General features: G+C 50.1%; 15 protein-coding genes and 1 pseudogene. 13 read left to right on the top strand and 3 right to left on the bottom strand.

From position 1 onward, the window contains the following. The 13 genes and pseudogenes from ACTG2U_RS06405 (at nt 1) to ACTG2U_RS06345 (ending at nt 15385) form a co-directional block, all read left to right on the top strand. Entirely contained in the window at nt 1-1407 is a 1407-nt protein-coding gene (locus ACTG2U_RS06405) for a mannose-1-phosphate guanylyltransferase/mannose-6-phosphate isomerase (RefSeq protein ID WP_439974227.1), read from the top strand. Next, nucleotides 1407-2159 carry a glycosyltransferase family 2 protein gene (locus ACTG2U_RS06400; protein ID WP_439974226.1) on the top strand — a complete coding sequence of 251 codons (753 nt, stop codon included), beginning with the start codon at nt 1407-1409 and terminating at the stop codon, nt 2157-2159. The genes ACTG2U_RS06405 and ACTG2U_RS06400 overlap by 1 nt, the downstream gene beginning before the upstream one ends. Continuing rightward, nucleotides 2156-3574, top strand: a complete 1419-nt coding sequence (locus tag ACTG2U_RS06395; protein WP_439974225.1) for a phosphomannomutase — start codon at nt 2156-2158, stop codon at nt 3572-3574. Before ACTG2U_RS06400 ends, ACTG2U_RS06395 begins: the two co-directional genes overlap by 4 nt. Before the next feature lie 70 nt (nt 3575-3644). Further along, a pseudogene (locus ACTG2U_RS06390) lies at nt 3645-4345 on the top strand (sugar nucleotidyltransferase); the annotation flags it as partial. A 78-nt stretch (nt 4346-4423) separates the two neighbouring features. Beyond that, nucleotides 4424-4588 (top strand): dTDP-4-dehydrorhamnose 3,5-epimerase family protein, encoded by a 165-nt coding sequence (locus ACTG2U_RS06385; protein WP_439975111.1) that lies wholly within the window; start codon nt 4424-4426, stop codon nt 4586-4588. Nucleotides 4589-4873: 285 nt separating this feature from the next. Then, complete coding sequence (locus ACTG2U_RS06380) at nt 4874-7555, top strand: SLBB domain-containing protein (protein ID WP_439974224.1); 2682 nt, start codon at nt 4874-4876, stop codon at nt 7553-7555. A 73-nt stretch (nt 7556-7628) separates the two neighbouring features. Continuing rightward, nucleotides 7629-8591 (top strand): Wzz/FepE/Etk N-terminal domain-containing protein, encoded by a 963-nt coding sequence (locus tag ACTG2U_RS06375; protein ID WP_335843942.1) that lies wholly within the window; start codon nt 7629-7631, stop codon nt 8589-8591. A 99-nt stretch (nt 8592-8690) separates the two neighbouring features. Next, nucleotides 8691-8924: an exopolysaccharide production protein YjbE gene (yjbE, locus tag ACTG2U_RS06370; RefSeq protein WP_236563270.1), complete on the top strand. Its 234-nt coding sequence runs from the start codon at nt 8691-8693 to the stop codon at nt 8922-8924. A gap of 90 nt (nt 8925-9014) precedes the next feature. Beyond that, nucleotides 9015-9686 carry a YjbF family lipoprotein gene (locus tag ACTG2U_RS06365; RefSeq protein WP_335812609.1) on the top strand — a complete coding sequence of 224 codons (672 nt, stop codon included), beginning with the start codon at nt 9015-9017 and terminating at the stop codon, nt 9684-9686. Further along, nucleotides 9683-10429 carry a capsule biosynthesis GfcC family protein gene (locus tag ACTG2U_RS06360; RefSeq protein WP_439974223.1) on the top strand — a complete coding sequence of 249 codons (747 nt, stop codon included), beginning with the start codon at nt 9683-9685 and terminating at the stop codon, nt 10427-10429. Before ACTG2U_RS06365 ends, ACTG2U_RS06360 begins: the two co-directional genes overlap by 4 nt. Then, nucleotides 10426-12504, top strand: a complete 2079-nt coding sequence (locus tag ACTG2U_RS06355) for a YjbH domain-containing protein (protein ID WP_439974222.1) — start codon at nt 10426-10428, stop codon at nt 12502-12504. Before ACTG2U_RS06360 ends, ACTG2U_RS06355 begins: the two co-directional genes overlap by 4 nt. A 123-nt stretch (nt 12505-12627) precedes the next feature. After that, nucleotides 12628-14367, top strand: a complete 1740-nt coding sequence (locus tag ACTG2U_RS06350) for a Wzy polymerase domain-containing protein (protein WP_439975110.1) — start codon at nt 12628-12630, stop codon at nt 14365-14367. A gap of 607 nt (nt 14368-14974) precedes the next feature. Then, on the top strand, nt 14975-15385 hold the full coding sequence (locus ACTG2U_RS06345) for an H-NS family histone-like protein (RefSeq protein ID WP_064338382.1): 411 nt from the start codon (nt 14975-14977) through the stop codon (nt 15383-15385). A gap of 536 nt (nt 15386-15921) precedes the next feature. On the opposite strand, the gene ACTG2U_RS06340 is transcribed toward ACTG2U_RS06345, so the two are convergent. From ACTG2U_RS06340 to macA, 3 genes are read right to left on the bottom strand one after another with little or no spacing between them, the layout of a single operon-like run. Continuing rightward, nucleotides 15922-17286 (bottom strand): efflux transporter outer membrane subunit, encoded by a 1365-nt coding sequence (locus ACTG2U_RS06340; RefSeq protein ID WP_439974221.1) that lies wholly within the window; start codon nt 17284-17286, stop codon nt 15922-15924. Nucleotides 17287-17288: 2 nt separating this feature from the next. Further along, complete coding sequence (locus ACTG2U_RS06335; RefSeq protein ID WP_439974220.1) at nt 17289-19262, bottom strand: MacB family efflux pump subunit; 1974 nt, start codon at nt 19260-19262, stop codon at nt 17289-17291. Then, on the bottom strand, nt 19259-20422 hold the full coding sequence (macA, locus tag ACTG2U_RS06330) for a macrolide transporter subunit MacA (protein WP_047439138.1): 1164 nt from the start codon (nt 20420-20422) through the stop codon (nt 19259-19261). Before macA ends, ACTG2U_RS06335 begins: the two co-directional genes overlap by 4 nt. Between the last annotated feature and the right edge of the window lie 124 nt (nt 20423-20546).

Raw genomic sequence — 20546 nt, 5'->3', positions numbered from 1 at the left:
ATGTTATTGCCTGTTGTAATGGCCGGGGGCTCTGGTACTCGCCTGTGGCCCTTGTCTCGCACCCTGTTTCCCAAGCAGTTTCTATCGCTCACCAGCTCGGCCACCATGTTGCAAGAGACCTTGTTACGCCTATCTCCCTTAAATCATCAGCCGGCATTTCTTATCTGCAATCAGGAACACCGCTTTATAGTGGCAGAGCAGTTGCGCAAAGCCACATTGGCAAATGGTGGCATTGCATTAGAGCCGGTTGGGCGCAATACCGCCCCTGCGGTGGCTATTGCAGCATTGCATGCTCGTGCCAAGGGAGAGGACCCCTTGCTGTTGGTGCTGGCTGCCGATCATGTAATTGCACAACCAGCAGCATTTTGCCAAGCGGTGCAAGCAGCCATGCCACTGGCCGAGCAGGGCAAACTGGTGACTTTTGGTATTGTACCCACAGCGGCAGAGACCGGTTATGGTTATATCCAGCAAGGTGATTTGATCGGGCTTGGGGCGAGCACGGTTGCTGCGTTTGTTGAAAAACCATACCTTGAGCTGGCGCAACATTATTTGGCTGATGGCCGTTATCTCTGGAATAGTGGCATGTTTCTATTCAAGGCGTCGGTCTATTTGGACGAGCTGGCCCTGCATTGTCCACAGATGGTTGAGCAGTGTCAGTTGGCATTGCAGCTGGCGCAGGACGATCTCGATTTTATCCGGCTTGATCCGGATGCTTTTGCAGCCTGCCCGGATGATTCCATTGACTATGCTGTAATGGAAAAAACGGCCAATGCAGTGGTGATGCCGCTGGATGCCAGTTGGAGTGATGTGGGATCCTGGTCTGCATTGTGGGAAGTAAGTGAAAAGGATGCTCAGGGTAATGTATTGCAAGGTGATGTATTAACCGAGCAGACTCATAATAGTTTTATTTATGCCCAACATCGTTTAACCGCTACAGTGGGGATCGATGATGTTGTTGTGGTAGAAACAAAAGATGCTGTGCTGGTTGCCCATAAAGACCGAGTGCAAGATATTAAAGGTATTGTTAACAAGTTAAAAGCGGCTAATCGCCCAGAGCAATTACAGCATCGTGAGGTATTTCGCCCTTGGGGTAGCCACGATGCAATTGCGGATGGTCAGCGTTATCACGTTAAGCAGGTGATGGTTAAACCCGGTCAGAAAACAGCAGTACAAATTCATTATCATCGCGCCGAACATTGGATTATTGTTTCTGGCACAGCGCGAGTAACCCGTGGCGATGATACTTTTCTGATTTCTGAGAATGAATCGACCTATATTCCGGTCGGTGTCGCTCACTCCATCGAGAATCCTGGGAAAATTCCACTGGAGATGATCGAGGTACGTACCGGTATATATCTTGAGGAGGATGACATTGTACGTATTCCATCTACTGGAGTGGGCTATTGATGAAAGTCAGCATTATCACGGCAACGTATAACAGTGCTGCCACCATTCATGACACACTTGCTTCATTAGAGAGCCAGACTTACCCTGATATTGAATATATTATTGTTGATGGAGCTTCGAAAGATAATACTCTTAAAGTGATCAATGATGGTTGCACGCGGGTAAGCAAGATTATCTCTGAACCTGACCGTGGAATTTACGATGCGCTTAATAAAGGTATTGCGGCTGCAACCGGAGATATTGTCGGCTTCTTGCACTCAGATGATTTGTTCGCTTATCCAGACGCTATTCAGGACATGGTTGGAATTTTTCAATCAGGCGGATATGATGCCGTGTATGCAGATCTTGAATACGTGCAGCAAAAAGATGTCAATAAAGTAGTTCGTCTATGGCAAAGTGGCTCCTATAATAAGAAAAAATTAAAATATGGTTGGATGCCTGCACATCCGACATTTTATATGAAGCGTAGTTTTTACAAAAAATTTAATTATTTTGATTTGAGTTATAAGATTGCTGCTGACTATGACTCTATTTTGCGTTATTTATGGCGAGGGAATGTTCATGCTGGCTACTTACCAAAGGTATTAATCAAGATGCGTGTGGGTGGGATCAGTAATCGCTCTCTGGCAAGTATCTTGCGCAAGACTCGTGAGGATATTCACGCGATGCGCAATAATGGTTTATTCTGGCCATTGACAGTTGTGTTGAAAAATATCTCCAAAATTTCTCAGTTTTTGGTCAAAAAATCATGAACAATACACAATCTATTATTACTCAGAGTGGTATTTCCTTCGGCACTAGCGGTGCTCGTGGTTTGGTAGCCGATTTTAAGCCCGAGGTATGCGCCGCTTTTACCCATGCATTTATTGCCGTATTACGCCAGGAATTCTCTCCCATCCAATTGGCGTTGGCCATTGATAACCGGCCGAGCAGTTATGCCATGGCGCAGGCTTGTGCAGCTGCTTTGTTGCAAGCGGGGGTTGAGCCAATTTATTACGGGGTAATCCCAACCCCAGCATTAGCTTGTCAGGCAATGCAGGATAACATGCCATGTATTATGGTGACAGGGAGCCATATTCCATTTGATCGCAACGGGCTAAAATTCTATCGACCAGATGGTGAAATCACCAAGGCCGATGAATTGGCGATTTTGGCGGCTGAGGTTGATTTTGACTCTTTGCCTGTGTTGCCTGAGTTGATTTCCAGTCCAAGGGCCGCTGAAAATTATTGTTCCCGTTACGCATCTTTGTTTGTTGATGATATGTTGGCGGGTAAGCGAATTGGTATTTATGAACATTCGAGTGCTGGTCGTGAACTTTATGCTCCATTATTTAAGTCTTTAGGGGCTGAGGTTGTGCGTATCGAGCGCTGCGATCAATTTGTGCCAATTGATACTGAGGCGGTGGGGGAAGAGGATAAATTAAAAGCTCGTCGTTGGTCATTCGAACATCAACTTGATGCAATTTTCTCTACCGATGGTGATGGTGATCGGCCTTTGGTCGCTGACGAAAATGGTGAATGGCTGCGCGGCGATATTTTGGGTTTGTTGTGTGCCAGCGCGTTGAATATTGAGGCATTGGCCATTCCTGTGAGTAGTAACACTATTATTGCAAGCTGTGGTCGCTTTAAAAAAGTGAAATTGACAAAAATTGGTTCACCATATGTTATCGAACAATTTGCTGAGCTGGTTTATGAATATCAGCGAGTAGCAGGGTTTGAAGCCAATGGTGGTTTTTTGTTAGGTAGTGATATTGATCTGGATGGTAAAGTACTTGCTGCTCTGCCAACTCGTGATGCTGTATTACCATTTTTGATGCTGTTGTCGGCTACAGGAAAAGGTGCTATATCGCCATTAGTGGCTGAATTGCCTACGCGCTATACCCATTCTGATCGGATTAAGGATTTTGCCATTTCTCGTAGTCAAGCTATTTTAGCCTTGGGAGTTGCCAATCCACAGGCGTTGGTGGTGCATCTCGGATTGGTCGATAGTCAAGTGGGTGGGATTGATACAACGGATGGTCTTCGTATCACGCTTGATGATGGTTGCATTATTCATTTACGTCCTTCTGGTAATGCTCCAGAATTGCGTTGTTATGTAGAAGCGAGTGATATGGATAAAGCGAAGATGCTAGTAGATAAGGTACTAAAAAGGGTAGTCGAAATCTGATAGCAAAGATATCACTTTCAAATCAACGCAGCAGGCATTATTGGAGGATCGGTAATGGCGCGTCCATTGTGTGTACCCCCACCCTCTCGGAAAGGCGACTCGTTTTTATCCAGCCACACAGGCTGTGAGCAAACAGCTCTTACTTGTTTACGACAAACCAATGATCTACCACCCCTTATCGGTGCTGATGCTGGCCGGTATCCGCGAGATTTTGATTATCAGTGCGCCCATCGATCTGCTCAGCTTCCGATGACTGTTGAGGGATGGCAGTCAATGGGGGGCGACCTTTTCATATGCCGAGCAGGTGGTATCAGCAGATGTTTCCGAGCAGTTACGTCAGGCAATGTCGGATGATCAGGGGGATAGGGTATTTGCCTATAGGGTCGACGATCCGGCTCGTTATGGGGTATTGACGCACGATGAGCAGGGTAAGCCCTTGGCGATCACCGAGACGCCGGCCAATCCTGCTAGTCATTATGTGGTGACCGGTCTCTATTTTTTGATAAGCATGCGGTCGAGTTTGCCAAACAGCTGACTCCTTCGGTTCAAGGTGAACTGGAGAGCACCGATATCAATCGTTGCTATTTAGTGCAGGGGCAACTGCAGGTCACCTTTTTCCGTGGTTGTGCATGGTTAGACACGGGTACACCGGATAGCTAGCAAGATGCCGGGCTGTTCATTCAGACTTTGCAAAAGCGTCAGGGCTGGATCAATGATGCGCAGTTGCAGGCGCAGAGGTTGGTAAAAAGTGATTATGGGCAGTATTTGCTGTGTTTACCGACCCCTCGCTTTGGTATCACTCATGTCAATAATTCTCCCTTGGGGGAATTATTGACAGGGGGTAAGACCATGAAATTTCACCCCACTGCGCTGGCCGAGGTGATGGTATTGACGCCAGAAATCTGTCCTGATCAGCGCGGTTATTTTCGGGAGTGTTTTCGTTATACGGAGTTTGAACGTCATTGCGACCATCATCGATTTGTCCAGGACATTGTGAGCCATTCGCTGGGATAGCGCTCGTCTGGCGATAAAATGGCTCGTTGTCCGAGCGATTTCCCTTGCTGTTATCTGATAAAGATCGTCTTGCTCCTGAGTTTGTAGGTTAATGCCTCATTATTGCTCAGTATATTTTTAGGGAAGTATTTTTCGGTTGTTGTTATTACGTATTGACTGCACTGATGTGTTGAGTACAGGCTCAGCGCAGCCAAGATTGTTGGGCTCTCACTATGTTATGATAAAAGCCGTTTTGTGCTGCAGTTTCATAGTTTTCTTTAGTTACATTTGGTGGATTTGATAAAAATGATAGAAAAGGGATTGGTGCTTTCAATGGCGTTGGTCGGCGGGTCAGTGTTGGCCGTACCACAAGTGACGCCAGATATGATGGCCAAATTTAAACAGCTGTCTCCTGCCCAGCAGCAGGCGTTGGCAGCACAATATGGTATTGACCCCTCTCAGTTGGGGAGCTCATCGACTAAAAGCAGTGTGACCCCAGTCAATACAGCACCTGTTGCGGTACCACGTGAAGTTGATTATAGCCAGGCATCCCAGCGCCCCCTGTTGGCTGGTGTGGCACAAGAGGGAGAGTTACAGCCCTTTGGTTATAACGTGTTTGCCGGTGAGCCTTTAACTGATGCACCAGTTGTTGATATGCCTGTTGCTGATGACTATGTGATGGGACCGGGTGACGAGATCCGGATTCAGCTCTATGGCAAAGAGAATGCAAATTATACGCTGGCCATTGGACGTGAAGGTTTTATCGACTTTCCATCCCTCGGTCCCATTGCTGCAAGTGGTCAAACTTTTCAGCAACTGCGCAGTGAACTGGAAAATCGGATCAAAGAGCAAAAAATTGGTGTAGAGGCATTCATCAGTTTTGGTGCTCTGCGTACCATGCAGGTATTTGTTATGGGTGATGCATATCGCCCCGGCGCCTATAACGTCAATGGTATGGCTACCGTAACCCAGGCCTTGCAGGCTGCAGGTGGTATCGATACCGTTGGGTCACTGAGAAAGATCCAGGTCAAGCGTGCAGGGCAGAAAGTTATCGATGTTGATCTCTACAAGATGCTGGTATGGGGCGATACCAGCCAGGATATCCGCCTGCGCTCCGGTGATACGGTGTTTATCCCTGCAAAAGGGAGTGAGATCAGTATTGATGGTTTGGTAAAACGCCCTGCTATTTACGAGCTGAGTGGTCCTGCAGCCTTGACCAATGTTCTGGGACTTGCGGGTGGGATGAAAGCCGCTGCGCTGAAAGAGATTTCGGTGACTCGCTATGGTGAAACCGGAATGCGGGTATTTAATCTGAACTTGTCAAATCATCATGATCGTCAGTTTGTCGTACGTGATGGCGACAAAATAACAGTCAAGCCCAGCACTACTGAGTACAGTCAGGCTGTAATGGTGAAAGGTGCTGTGGTTCGTGATGGTGCGTTTAGCTATCAGCCAGGTATGCGCATTAGCCGCATTTTGCAAAGTGCTTCACGAGACTTGACATCAGCTGCAGATCTGAATTATGCCCTCGTGGTTCGTGAAGTGGATGCATTACGCAATATCGAAGTATTGCAATTTAATTTGGGGCGTGCACTTCAACTCCCTGGGAGTGAAGATGATCTGCGGTTACAGCCTCGTGATCAGGTTCTGATATTTAGTAATTCTGCGCTTGATGGTATAAATAACTCTACTTTTCATGGTGCTAATTCCGGGCGTGACAACCATCGTCAACTGGCATCTACATCTGATAACTCGGTCGTTACCCCGTCTGCTGATCAGCAACAATTGGCGATGCAATTGCAGCAAGAGCAGCGATCTGTTGTCGACTCGAGTACCGGTGCCATGGTTCGTCAAGGAGAATTGACATCAGAAAAAATGACCCTTGCAAAACTGGGGACTGATAGCAGCACAGTTGTGCAAGCCGCTGCCAGTCGCCAAGCGTTACTTGCTCCTGTAATTGAAAAACTGAAAGCTCAGGCTGCTCAAGGAAAACCGGTACAGATTGCTGAAGTACGGGGTGAAGTGAAGTTTCCGGGAGTGTATCCAATCAGTCGGGTTACCACCACACATGATCTATTGGTCGCAGCAGGTGGGCTGAATGAGCAGGCTAGTATCATCGAGCTCTCACGTATTAATGAAGTGGGAGATAATATATCAATTGAAAATTCGCGCTTGGATCTACCAACAGCCAATCGAGTTTTGGGGGCGCCTCAGGTACAGTCCAAAGACAGTCTGAATGTTTTGCCTCATCCGCAATGGCGTGAAGAGGCAACAGTGCAAGTATTTGGTGAGGTGAAGTATCCGGGTACTTACACTGTCCGTCGGGGTGAAAGTCTGCAGGATTTGATCCAGAGAGTGGGCGGTATTACCGCCTATGCTAACCCGAATGGTGCTGTTTTTGCGCGTGAAGCGCTGCGTAAACAGGAAGCAGAACGCATCGCGTTGCTGCGTGATGAACTCAAGCAAGAGATTGCGACCATGACACTGCGTCGTCAATCCAGTATTGCAAACTATACCAGCTCACCTGCCGAAGCGATGACAGTAGTTAATCAGCTGGAAAACAGCAAGGCGGTTGGTCGTATGACTATCGATATGCCAGCGATCTTGTCTGGCGACAAGCAAGCTGATGTGATGCTGCAAGATGGCGACAAACTCTATGTGCCCGCATTGCAAAATGTGGTATCTATTCAGGGTATGGTGCAGTTCCCCTCTTCCCATGTTTACGATGGTAACTTGAGTGTTAATGATTACTTGAGCCGTGCTGGAGGGACCAAGAAACAGGCTGATACCGACCGTATCTACGTTATCAAGGCCAATGGTAGTGTGATGCTGCCAGGTGATAGCTGGTTTGGTGGTCGCAAGAGCTTGGAGCCGGGTGATACGATCGTGGTGCCTGTTGATTCTGACTATCTGGATAACCTGAGCATCATGACTTCTGCAACCCAGATCCTCTATCAACTGGGTGTCGCATGGAATGCAATCAAGTAATGGCAAAGTTTATTTGATAACCCATTCAGTCAGGTGGTGAAGGCCACCTGACTCTTCTGAGATCCGGTTTGTTATGACACAAGTAAAAGAACACCCTCCCTTGCCAGTAGCAATGAATGGGGCGGGGGAAGATGAAATAGATTTGCGTGAACTGCTCGTGGCGCTTTGGCGTGGTAAGTGGTGGATAGTTGTCAGTACCTTGGTTGGTGCGGTAATAGCCGTCATTTTTGCAATATCACTGCCAAATATCTATCGTTCAGAGGCCTTGCTTGCGCCATCTGCTGAGCAGCAGGGGGGGGGACTTGCCGCCATTGCTGCCCAGTTTGGTGGTCTTGCTAGCTTGGCTGGCGTAAATCTCAGTGGTGGCGGTGGTCCGGACAAGACGGCCATAGCGGTCGAAATTGGGAAATCCCGCCAATTCCTAAGTCGCTTCATCCGCCAACATCAGTTGGAAGTGCCGTTGATGGCTGTTACCAAAGCAGATAAGGTGACCGGCGAATTGGTGATTGATGAAAATGCCTACGATGTCACGAGCAACAAGTGGGTGCGTGAGGTTCCTCCAGGAAAGTCTGTTGAACCAACGGATTGGGAGCTGGTTAAGAAATTTCTCGATATTGCCAGCATTAGTAAGGATGCCAAATCAGGGTTAGTTACGGTGGCAGTGGAGTACTACTCCCCCGAATCTGCTAAGCAATGGGTTGACTGGTTGGTAGCTGATCTCAATGAGGCTATGAAGTTGCGGGATCAAACTGATGCGACACGCAACATTAGCTATCTCAAGGCGCAACTTGAAAAAACACCGGTCGCAGATATGCAAAAGGTGTTCTATCAGCTGATCGAGGATCAGACCAAGACCTTGATGTTGACGGAAGTAAATCAAGAGTATGTGTTTAAAACCCTTGATCCTGCTGTGGTAGCTGAAGAGAAAGCGAAACCTAAGCGAGCGTTGATAGCCGTATTGGGGACTTTGCTTGGTGGCATGTTAGGCGTTATGATCGTGCTGGTACGGCATGCAATGGGACGTACACTATCGTAATTGATTAAGGGCTCATCTGAGCGACTTACTCTGGCTTATTGGTTTGTTTCACGATATCCTGTTAGTACTTTAAGTCATGTTTAAACAAGGAAACTAGTAATGAAAAAATCAGCGTTGACTCTGGCTGCTCTGTTGGTTCTTTCTTCAAATGCTTTTGCTGCTGAAGAAACCACAGGGACTGCAGCGGGTTCCACAGCGGGCACTGCGGCTGTTGGTACCACCTCTTTGGTTGCTGTCGGTGTTGGTGCTGCCGTACTGGCAGCGGTTGTTATTTCAGAGGCAAACGACGACTCGACCAGTACCAGCACTAACACAACTACTGCTACCAAGTAAGTTGTTTGGTATTGTAATAAGGCTGCCATATTGGCAGCCTTATTTTTGTCACTTTGCAATCATTTTCCAATTCCACTGAGTGACCCGTCTATGTTTTATCTTCGTTTGTTTGTACCTTTGGGATTGTTACTCTTGAGTGGTTGTTCTGCCACCAGTTCTGATACCTATGCAACGCTCCGTTATGCCCTTTTGGGGGTGGATGATGTGCAGGTAACTGCTGAAAAGGTGCGAGAATTACCTTATGCCAGTGCTTATCTGCGAGTTGGTGATAACCCGCAGGCATTGGTAGTACTTGCGTTTGCAGATCCTGATGGTTCATTGAGCTGGGTGAGTTCTGATAATAAGCTTTTTGTTACCAAATCAGGTCGACTATACAAGACGGTGGGTTTGGAAAATGATCTCTATTTAGTGGCATCGACTTGGCCTGATCCATTACAAAAAATGGTAAATGTACCCGATATATCTTTGAACCTAGATTCGATGTCTTGGCAGTATACTGCTGAATGGGAAAAGGATTATGTGAGTGGATATAACATGCGGGCTAAGTTTATATCTGCTGTTCCAGAAATGTTGGTAATCCTTGATAAATCACATGATGTTATGTTGATTGACGAGTTGGTCAGTCTCGGACATGACCAGAACTCCTGGCATAATTACTATTGGTTTGAACCTAGTACAGGCAGAGTATTAAAAAGCCAGCAGCAATTGGGGCCGGACTTACCGGTGATTGAAATGACAATATTAAAGCCGTACGCATTATGAAAAGATACCTGACGATCGGTCTCATACCATTTTTTGCTTTGGCTCAAGCTGATGTAAACGTAATTTTTGAACGTCATGCTACAGCGAAGATTGAGTTGCATGATGGAGCCAGACTTGCAGATCTGTTATTTAATGTTCAATTGCCAGATGATATATATTGGCGTACTGCACAAATAGCGAATGAAAAAACCATAGCGGAATTTCAGGCGACTAAAGAACAATTGCTCAAGGATCTTAAATCTCTTCAGGTATTTTGGATGCAAGAGGGTGACAAAGGTGCATTGATCCAGTCAACTCAGCAGTTACTACAAGAGCTGGACAAAGTTCCTGTCAGTGGTCGTTTGTCAATCGCATTAGACCCTGCTAAATCCAGAGTTGACCCGCATGGTAATCCACTGTTGAAAGGGCAGTACACACTTTTTCTTGCTTCAAGGCCCGATTTTATCTACTTCGTCGGACTGATTAACGGTCGCAGTAAGCAGCTGCTTCAGCCTGGTGCCAGTTTGGCAAGCTATTGGCAGGATTACCGCTTGTTGGCTGGCGCTGCGCAGCATGAAGCATTCCTGATCCAGCCTGATGGTTCTATCAGCCGCGTTCCTGTCGCTAATTGGAACAAACTTCATCGTGAACCTATGGCGGGAGCTACGCTGTTTGTCGGTTTTGATTCCCAAATCCTTCCAGAGCAATATAAGGATATCAATATTCGTATTGCCAATCTGATTGCTAATCGAGTGCCAGAATGATGCTGCCTAAATTGAAATATATTGCAATCTTTGTTTCAGGGGCGGTTTGTGCTGCAGAGTCTGTTATTGATCCTTATGGTCCCTCACAAGGTGACTTCGGTGGGGTGGGGCTGCTTCAAATGCCTACTGCACGAATGGCCAAAACAGGTGAATTCAGTGCCAACTATGTTGATAATGACCAGTATCGTCGATGGTCCATTTCTGCACAGCCATTTGATTGGTTTGAGGCGACACTAAGATACACTGACGTAAGAACAAGAAAATATAGTCCGAACGAAGATTTTAGTGGTGATCAAACCTATAAAGACAAAGCGATGGATTTCAAGTTCCGTCTCTGGAAAGAATCTAACTATCTGCCACAAGTATCAGTAGGCTTTAGAGATCTAATGGGGACGGGTCTCTTTGATAGTGAATTCGTGACGGCTAGCAAACGGTATGGCCCTTTTGATTTTACTATCGGTATCGGCTGGGGAAATATGGCCGAAAGTGGTAATATTAAAAACCCGTTTTGTGAGTATAAAGATAACTGGTGCCAAAGAAATTCGGGTTATTCTGGTAGCGGCGGTAAGTTTGAAGTTGATAGCTTGTTTCATGGACCAGCAGCACTCTTCGGTGGTATTGAGTATCAAACACCATGGCAGCCACTCAGGTTGAAGCTGGAATATGATGGTAATGATTATAGCAAGGAGTTCGCTGGCCATATTGATCAAGATTCACCTTGGAATGTAGGTGCGGTGTACCGCGTTTTCGAGAATCTGGATAGCCATCTAAGCTGGCAGAGAGGAAACACCTTGATGTGGGGGGTGACTTTTCGAACTAACTTTAATGATATGAAATCCGCTCATATTGACCAGCCGAGACCCATTTATCAACCTGATCAAGTACCTGCCACTATGACTGATGTGAAGTGGAAGGCGCTAACTGCCGATTTGAAAGAGAATGCTGGTTGGCAGGATACAGAGTTTTACACAACCACTAATTCTGTGACTGTCATCGGTAAGCAGAGCAAGTATCGTAATAAGAGTGAGGCGATAAAGAGAACCTCTTTGTTAGCAGCAAATTATCTGCCTAGTACAGTGGATGAGCTGAATGTTGTTGAACGTAAGGCGAACTTCCAGTTACAAGAGACTCACATCGATCTTCCATCAGTTCGTCGTGCAAATGTGGTACAGGTATTGGGAGAAGAGCAGTATGAAAAATCAACAATGCAGGCACCAGGAAAAATTCAGGGGAAACCCACCTATGCAGCTGAGCGCAAAGGTTTTTCATACTCTTTTGATCCAGATCTAACGCAATCATTTGGTGGTGCTGAGTCTTTCTATATGTATCAGTTAGGCATTAACGCAAATGCCGATTGGCGTATAAATGCAAACAACAGTTTGCAAGGTACGCTGTTTGTCAATCTGGTGAATAACTACGATGAGTTCAATTATAAAGCTCCTCCTCCAGATGGCGCTGCCTTACCACGGGTTCGGACGTGGATTCGTGAGTATGTCGATTCTTCTAATGTATTACTCAACAACTTGCAGTTAACCCATATGCAACCACTTGCTCAAGATTGGTACGGGCAAGCTTATGGTGGATATTTGGAGATGATGTATGCCGGCGTTGGGAGTGAGGTGCTCTATCGCCCATACGGTAAGACTTGGGCCATTGGTGTTGATGCAAACTGGGTGAAACAGCGAGACTGGAACAACACCCTGAAAATGGCTGATTATGATGTAATGACCGGACATGTTACTGCGTATTGGCAGTTACCATTCATGAATAATGTCACTGCCAAAGTTTCCGTGGGTCAGTATTTGGCTGGTGACAAAGGCGCTACATTCGACTTTTCCAAGCGGTTTGATTCGGGGGTTATCTTGGGGGGGTATGCAACATTTACAGATGTTTCTGCGGACGAGTATGGTGAAGGTAGCTTTACCAAAGGAATTTATGTCACGATACCGTTTGATTTGATGCTGCTCAAGCCAACAACCGCGAAAGGAAGCATTGGATGGGTTCCTTTGACACGGGATGGAGGCCAAATGTTGAGTCGCAAGAATGGTCTTTACGGCTTGACTGAGCTGCAGTAATCGAAAGTTGCCATAGGACTGATCTTTCTTCATCAAACAGGGCGAGCAGTTGTACACTGCTCGCCCTTTTATTACCTGCCTAAGATATATGGCAATCTGAGGGAATTATGCTAGGAATGCATGATGATTAAATACCTAGGTGGTTTGTTTGGCGTACTTTTTATCGCTTATTGGTTGTTGGGCATGCACTTTTTTATGCACAATCCTGGTGGTGCGGGGCTGTATTTGCCCTTTAACGCATGGGGATGGGTGTTTGCCTCGTTGGCTATTGGATTGGGATTGTGGCAAGTAACGTTACGCCAGCGTCTGCTCTTTTCTCCATTACAGGCTGGTCTATGGATAGGGGCATTCTTGCTACTGCTTCCGATGCTATATCCAGGTTTTGCACTCAAGGATTATGCCATTCCCCGACTGCTGGGCCTTTTTGCTGGTCTGCTGTTTTTGTTTGGACTCTATCAATGGCGCTTTGATAAGTCGCAGCGTGATCGCTTGCTCTATCTCATCCTGATTGCGATCGCGATGGAGGCATTGCTGGGTCTGGTGCAATTCTACCTCTTAACGCCAGGTAACTGGATTGGCTATGATACTAAAGCCAATCGCCCTTACGGGATCTTTCAACAGCCAAACGTGATGGCGACGTTTATGGCAACTGGACTTGCCCTTGCTATCTGGCTGGAATTACGCACAGAGGGTGGTCGATTGCTGATGGCGTTGCGCTATGGCGTCATTCTATCTGCAGCACTGCTGCTCGTTGTTTTGCAATCCCGAGTGGGGCAGTTGGGCGGTCTGCTAGCACTGTTTTTACTGATGCCTCAGCTTTATCGACAGAGGCTGCTATGGCGGATATTGGGTCTGGTTATTTTGGCTGTAGCGATTGGTCTGTTATCACAATATTGGCTGGCTGGAGCAAAACGCGGATTAGAGATCTATCAGTCCGGTGGTATGCGCTCTATTTACTGGCCTTATGCTGTAAAACTGATTGCACAGGCTCCCTGGAGTGGATGGGGATACGGCAGTTTTGAATCTGTTTTTCTTCATCACTACATGGCTGATAAAGCACTGAATCCGTCCATGGTGCAGATTGAGTACAATCTTGACCACCCCCACAACGAGTTTCTCTATTGGGCTGTTGAGGGCGGTATTGCACCCATGGTCGGCATGGTGATCATGGGAGGCGCATTATTATGGCGTCTGGCGAGTGTGCATTGGGTAAATGCCATGGGACTGCTTGCTCTGGTTACACCGATATTGCTTCATACCCAGACGGAATACCCGCTCTACCATGCGATCGTGTTGTGGTGGCTGTTGCTGACGCTGATTTATATCATCGATACCGAAATTGAGGAGACCAACCTGACGAGTCAGGGGTTCTCATCATGGTGGGATATGGAATGCCGCCCATGGCTTTTACTGCGATTTATGGCGATCGCTATCCCGCTGCTGGTCGTTCCCTTTATGCTTACGGCCATTCACACCGCATGGGTAGTCACCAAATATGAACGGGGTGGGTATAAAGAGCCGACCTTGCTACTTGATATCATCAATCCCATAGCTTGGTTGACCCGAGTCGAGTTTGATGTGAACTCGGTTCGTCTGATGGTGGGTTTGCAGACAAACAACAAGACCGAACTGGGAGCTTATCTGGAGTGGGGGCAGGCATTCGTACGCCATACACCCCGTGCCAACATATACGCTAATATGGTGATCGCGCTTAATGCATTGGGTCGTACGGAGGAAGCCAATGCGATGCGGGCAGAAGCACTTACGCTCTATCCAACCGAGCCCCTTTTAACTGGGTCTGCTTCACAGGCAGTGATTAGCGGTGTTGACCAATCAGGCAAGAATATAACCAAAAATAAATAGCGCTATTTGGATACATAGAAAGCCAGCCCTTAAAAACGGCTGGCTTTTTTATTGTTTACCTTCTGGACTGCCAGTATCCGAACAGTCTGTTTTCAGACGCACACGTCTGTCAAACGGGCTATGAAAAGCATATTTGAAATGTCATTCTCTGTTCTCAACCAATTGATTAATATGCAGTTTTGTTGGTGGTGCCGAATGGGTTGATAGTCAGTTGGGATATCCCCTTATCATCGGGGGACGGGACAGGTTCTAGACGTGTGCATTGCTAAACAGATAGGCATAGTCTTGTCACATGATGTTGAACGTATGGTAGAAATGTTCGCTCAGGCTTATAAGTCAGGTTACCGAGTTAGTTTTGTTGGATGCTGAACAGGAAATTAATGAGTCTTGAAATACCGATGTTTCTTGAACACAAGATGGCAATCACCTCTCTACCCAGAAGATCTGCATTCCAGCCAGTTTGTTATTGATAGTGGCAAGCATTCGATCATGATGGTGAAATTTAAGAAAAAAAGAACGTTAATATAGAAAAACTGCATGTTCTCGAGAATTGTCCATGCTATTCTGAAACAGTTATCCCTGTAACCGACTTTTTTGTGAGGAAATAATGAACGAGTTTCTGAAAGTTCTGCTGAACATTCGCAGTCTGCGTGCGGCTATTCGTGAGCTGCCGTTTGAGCAACTGCTGGAAGCTAAAGAGAAGTTTGACCTGGTTTACCAAGAGCGCGCCGATTCTGTTGAACAGGAGCGTGCTGAACAGGAAGAGCGTCAGCGCAAGCTGAATGAATTCACCGAAATGCTGCAGCAGGCTGGTATTGATCCTCGCGAGCTGCTGGCGACTGCCACTGCTCCGGCTGCTGCGGCTGGTGCTGCCAAGAGCAAGCGTGCTCCGCGTCCGGCTAAATACAAGTACGAAGAAGATGGTCAGGAAAAAACCTGGACCGGTCAAGGCCGTATGCCGAAAGCCATTGCTGCTCAAGTAGCACTGGGTAAAGACCTGAACGATTTCCTGATCTAATTCGTCAGGTTCAGAGATTGAATAATGCCGCTCTTGGGCGGCATTATTTTTGCCGTTTTACTCGTGGTTATCCAATCCGCCACTTCACCCCACTGTTATCTACATCCTCGCTTGTATCCTTTTTACCGTCGTTTTACTTCACTGTTACTTTGCTCAATATCACTCGTTGTTTGCGATTAATTTTGTCGTGCAGGATTAACTGCGTGATATCGCTATTTGTATGCGTCGTGCAGATATGCGCTTCGGATATGTCGCTCATGATTCACGGGGTGCCGCTCGGTAAGAGCCGAGCTCTCTGCTGATGGAATATCCGGTAACCGTTATCTCTGGTCAGGGAGCGTGAGGGATAGAGATAGCCGCAAGGTATGGCCGGGATATTCTGGGTCACCGATGCATGTAATTGGCTGCGCTGCCATAACAGCCCCTGATGATGGGCAATGGCGTTCGTCTGCCGTGTGGGAGAGGGAATTCTGTGCGGTCGATGATGATGGCATTCCCCACTCTGCCGGCAGAGTGGGGAATGCCCAGGTGAAGCGCTATCGGGGCGTCACGCTATCGCTTCCGCCCAGGGCGCGATAGATTTTGGCGGTGGTGGTGAGCTGCTCTTTTTGCTGGGCCAGCAGGCTCTGCTGGGCATCCCACAGCCGGTTCTGCTCATCAAGCCAGGCTTGCACGCCGGTCGCGCCCGCCTGGAAGCGAGCCTTGGCCAGTCGTTCGGCCTCCTGGGCATAACTCAGCTGCTCTTGCAGATAATCGAGTCGCTGCTGGCCATAGTGGCGGGCGGCCAGATTGTCTTCCACCTCCACCAGTGCGGTGTAGAGCTGTTTGCGAAACTCGGTTTCAGCAATCTGGTAATCCAGCTCTGAGCTTTCGATGGCAAGCTGGGTGCGGTTGTATTCAAGGAAGGGGAGGGCGAGGCTGGCCCCTAGCGTACCAACCGGATTTTGCAGCACCTGCGCCAATCTATCGGATGCGGTGCTGGCACTGCCGGTCAGGGTCAGGCTGGGGTAGAAGCTGGTGCGGATCTCGTCCCCTTTGGCCAGCGTCTTGCGCAGCCGCAATTCGGCCGCTTTGACGTCGGGGCGGCGTGCCAGCACATCAGCCGGAATACCCACCGCAAGTTCAGGAATGGTCTGCTTTACAAGGGAAGCGGGTGCATACTCTAGCGGCCCGCTGCTGCGGCCCAGCAACAGACGCAGGGCATTGCGAGCTTGCTCCTGCTGCGCCTTGAGGGAGGCCAGCTCAGCCTGTTTTCCTGCCAACAGTTGGCGTGCCTGCGCCAGATCAAGTCGGGTGATGGCGCCAGCCTGGTATTTGGTCTGGGTCAGCTGCTCGGTTCGGGACAGGTTGGCCAACTGCTGTTCCCCAAGGGTGATGGCAGAGCCGAGATAGCCGAGCTGCCAATACTGCTCCAGGGTATTGCCGATCAGCAGCAGTCGGGTGCTGGCGAGATCCTGCTCGCTTGCCGCCGCCTCCCAGCTTGCCTGATCTCGCACCGAGGCAAGCTTGCCCCACAAATCCACTTCGTAACTGAGGCTCAGCGAGGGGCCCAGACTGTTGGTGCCTTTGCCGGTTTTCAGATCCTTGTTGCCACTGGCTGCGATAGTGCCATTGACCGAGGGTGTGAGGTTGGTATCGGCCTGCTCGGCGCCCAGTCTGGCGCTTTTGAGCTTGAGGGCCGCCACACGCATGTCCGGGTTGGCGGCCAGTACCGCCTCGACCAGTTTGTCGAGTTGGGGATCATGAAATTCCCGCCACCAGGGCCCAGCCTGCGCAGCCAGTTGGGCGCCCTCTGCCTGTTGCCATGCAGGGGCGATCGCCAGCTCGGGTCTTTGATAGGTGCTGTGCTGACTACAGCCGCTGAGGGCCATGCAGAGAGCCAGCCAGGAGAGTTTGTGCATTGTTATTCCCTCGCCAGTGCGACAACAGGGTCGAGCCGCGCCGCATTGCGTGCCGGCAGGTAACCAAACAGGATCCCGATGAGTGACGAGCAGCCAAAGGCCATCAGGATGGAGAAGAGCGAGAACTGCATCTTGATGGAGTCCACCAGCACTGAAAAGAGTGCACCAATGCCTAGCGAGAGGCCGACGCCGAAGATCCCCCCCAGCAGGCTCACCATCACAGCTTCAATCAGGAACTGCTGCAAAATATCTGACTGGCGGGCGCCCACTGCCATGCGAATGCCGATCTCGCGGGTGCGTTCGACCACCGACACCAGCATGATGTTCATCACGCCCACCCCGCCGACGATCAGCGAGATCACCGCGATGGCCGAGACCATCAGGGTCATGGTGGCGGTGGTTTTCTCCACCGATTTGATGATGCTGTCACTGCTGAAGGTGAAGAAATCCTTCACTCCATGGCGCTTGGTGATCAGCTCGATCACCGCCTGTTCGGCCAGTGCCGGTTGTACCCCGTCCTTGACCCGGATGGTGATCTGGCTGAAGTGGTGCTGCGAGATGAGGCGACTCATCACCGCGCTGTAGGGCAGCCAGATATTGACCGACTGGCTGGTGGGGCCGAAGCCGGTCTCCTGCGAAACCACACCGACAATCCGCACCGGCAAGGTGCCGACCAGTACTACCTTGCCTACAGGATCCTCCTTGCCAAGCAGGCTGGTGATACTCTTCTTGTCCACCACGGCAACGGCGGCACGCTGCTGGATATCTTGCCACTCCAGTAAGCGACCACTGACCAGCGTCATCCCCTTCACCTTGAAATAGTCGTTACCAACCCCGGTCACATTGCCGCTGTTGGTCTTGTTGCGATAGCGCAACTGCCCTGAGCTGCCGATCTCGGGGCTGGCGCCTGCAAGATAGGGTTGCCCCAACAGGGCATCGAGATCCCCCTTGTTGAGGGTCTGGATGCTGGCCATCTTCTCATCGCCCCATCCCTTGCCCGGGAAAATTTCGATGGTGTTGGTGCCCATCGCATTGATCTGGTCGATCACCTTGGCGCGCGCCCCTTGCCCCAGCGCCACCACGCTCACTACGGCGGCGATACCGATGATGATGCCGAGCATGGTGAGGAAGGTGCGCATCCGGTGGGCGAGCATGGCATGCATCGCCATCCGTCCCGCTTCCCGATAACGATCCCAGTCGTGGCCCATGGCACCTTTAGTGGGCGCTATTTTTTGAGGGGCTACAGCGGTGGCTGGAGCCAACACGGCCGTTTGGCAGGGGCCGCTATCTTGTTCAATCCGACCATCCTTGAGAGTGATGATCCGGTCTGCATGGCTGGCCACGTTCATATCGTGGGTGACCAGAATGATGGTGTGGCCCTGAGCGTGCAGCTCCTTGAGGATCGCCATCACCTCCTTGCCGCTCTGGCTATCCAGTGCGCCGGTCGGTTCATCGGCGAGGATCACTTCGCCGCCATTGGCCAGCGCCCGGGCGATACTGACCCGCTGCTGCTGACCGCCGGAGAGCTGGCCCGGTGTATGGTGGCTGCGATCGGCCAGTCCCAGTCTGCCCAGCAGCTGACGCGCGCGCACCTGGCGATCCGGGCGGCTGGTGCCGGCATAGACGGCGGGGATCTCCACGTTGGCGGCGGCATCGAGATGGGGCAGCAGGTGGTAGCGCTGAAAGATAAAGCCGAAGTGGTGGCAGCGCAGCCGGGCCAGCGCCAACGCATCCATGGTGGCGGTGTCCTGACCGCGAAACAGGTACTGGCCGCCGCTCGGGCTATCGAGACAACCCAGCAGGTTCATCAGGGTCGACTTGCCAGAGCCGGACGCGCCGACAATGGCGATCATCTCTCCTGCCGAGATGGTGAGATCAAGAGCGTGGAGCACGGTGACTTCGCTGTCGCCGCTCTGGTAGCGTCGCTCGACCCCTTTCAGCTGGATCAACGGCAGCTGGTTCAGGGGCTCACTCATAGCATCACCGCCATCTCATCATTGTCGGCGGGGGCTCCGTGATTGAGCTGCACCTCCTCCTTCTCACTCAGCCCGCTGATCACCTCAATGCGGATCTCGTCCTTCATGCCGGTTTTGATATGACGGGTTTCGGTTGTCTCATCGTCCTTGATCACGGTGACTTCATACTCGTTGTCACCCAACGACTTGCCGAGGGCGGTTTGCGGCACAGTGAGCACCTGCTTGCGCTCGCCGAGCACTATGGTCACCTGGGTGGTCATTGCCACCCGCAGGGTATGATCGGGATTGGGCACATCGAACAGGGCGTAGTAGTAAACGGCCGCATTGTTGGTGGTGGTGCCGGTGGTGGCCTGATCGTTGATGTTGGTAGGCGCTAACTCCACGGCGCGAAGCGTACCCTGATAGCGGGTATCCGGATCGCCGATCAGGGTGAAGTAGACCGGCATGCCGGCTTTGACCTTGGTGACATCGGCTTCGGAGATCTGAGCCTTGACTGTCATGGTCTCGAGGTTGGCCAGCTTGAGCACGGTCGGCACCGTCTGGCTGGCAGCCAGGGTCTGGCCCTGACGGGTCACAATGCTGATGACGGTGCCATCCATCGGCGCCAGGATCTTGGTGTAGCCCAGCTCGGTCTTGGCCCGATCAACCTTGATCAGGGCGTTGTCGATATTGGCCTGACTGTTTTGCAGTTCGGCGCGGGTGACCGCCAGCAGGGCCTCGGCACTCTCCAGATCGGCCCGTGAGCTCGCCTCCTGCTTGAACATCTGCTGCTGGCGCCGCCAGGCGAGCTCGTTCTGTTTGAGTTGTGCCTGCTTGATCTTGAGCTGGGCGCGGTTGCTGGCAAGCTCCGCCTCGGCCGTCTTGAGGTTGTTCTGGGCAATCAGGGGATCGATCTCGGCCAGCAGGTCTCCCTGCTTGACCTGATCACCAGCCTCGACGGCCAGCTTGGTAACCTGACCGGAGACCTGGGCCCCCACATCCACCTGTTCTACAGCCTGCAGCACACCACTGGCCAGCACGGTCTGGGCAATATCCTCGCGGGTCACTTGAGCGGTCAGCATCGCCTTGGGTGGTTGACTGGGCCAGAGCAGCCAGCCGAGGAGCACCACGGCGATCAGCATGGTGATGGCCAGGGTTCTCTGCTTGGGGGTTATGTTCATCGATCACCTGAATGGAAACGGAAAAGGTTGTGCGCGGCGATTATCCTGCAGCAAAGCCCTGATAAATAACAGCCGCAAATATGTAAGCAAAGTTATGGCGTTAACTGTCAATAAGCGGTGGAAG

This window comes from Aeromonas sp. 95A (assembly GCF_051919235.1).
Lineage (GTDB): Bacteria > Pseudomonadota > Gammaproteobacteria > Enterobacterales > Aeromonadaceae > Aeromonas > Aeromonas veronii.
The sequence above is the reverse complement of the archived record's forward strand: the minus strand, read 5'-3'. Positions and strand labels throughout refer to the sequence as shown.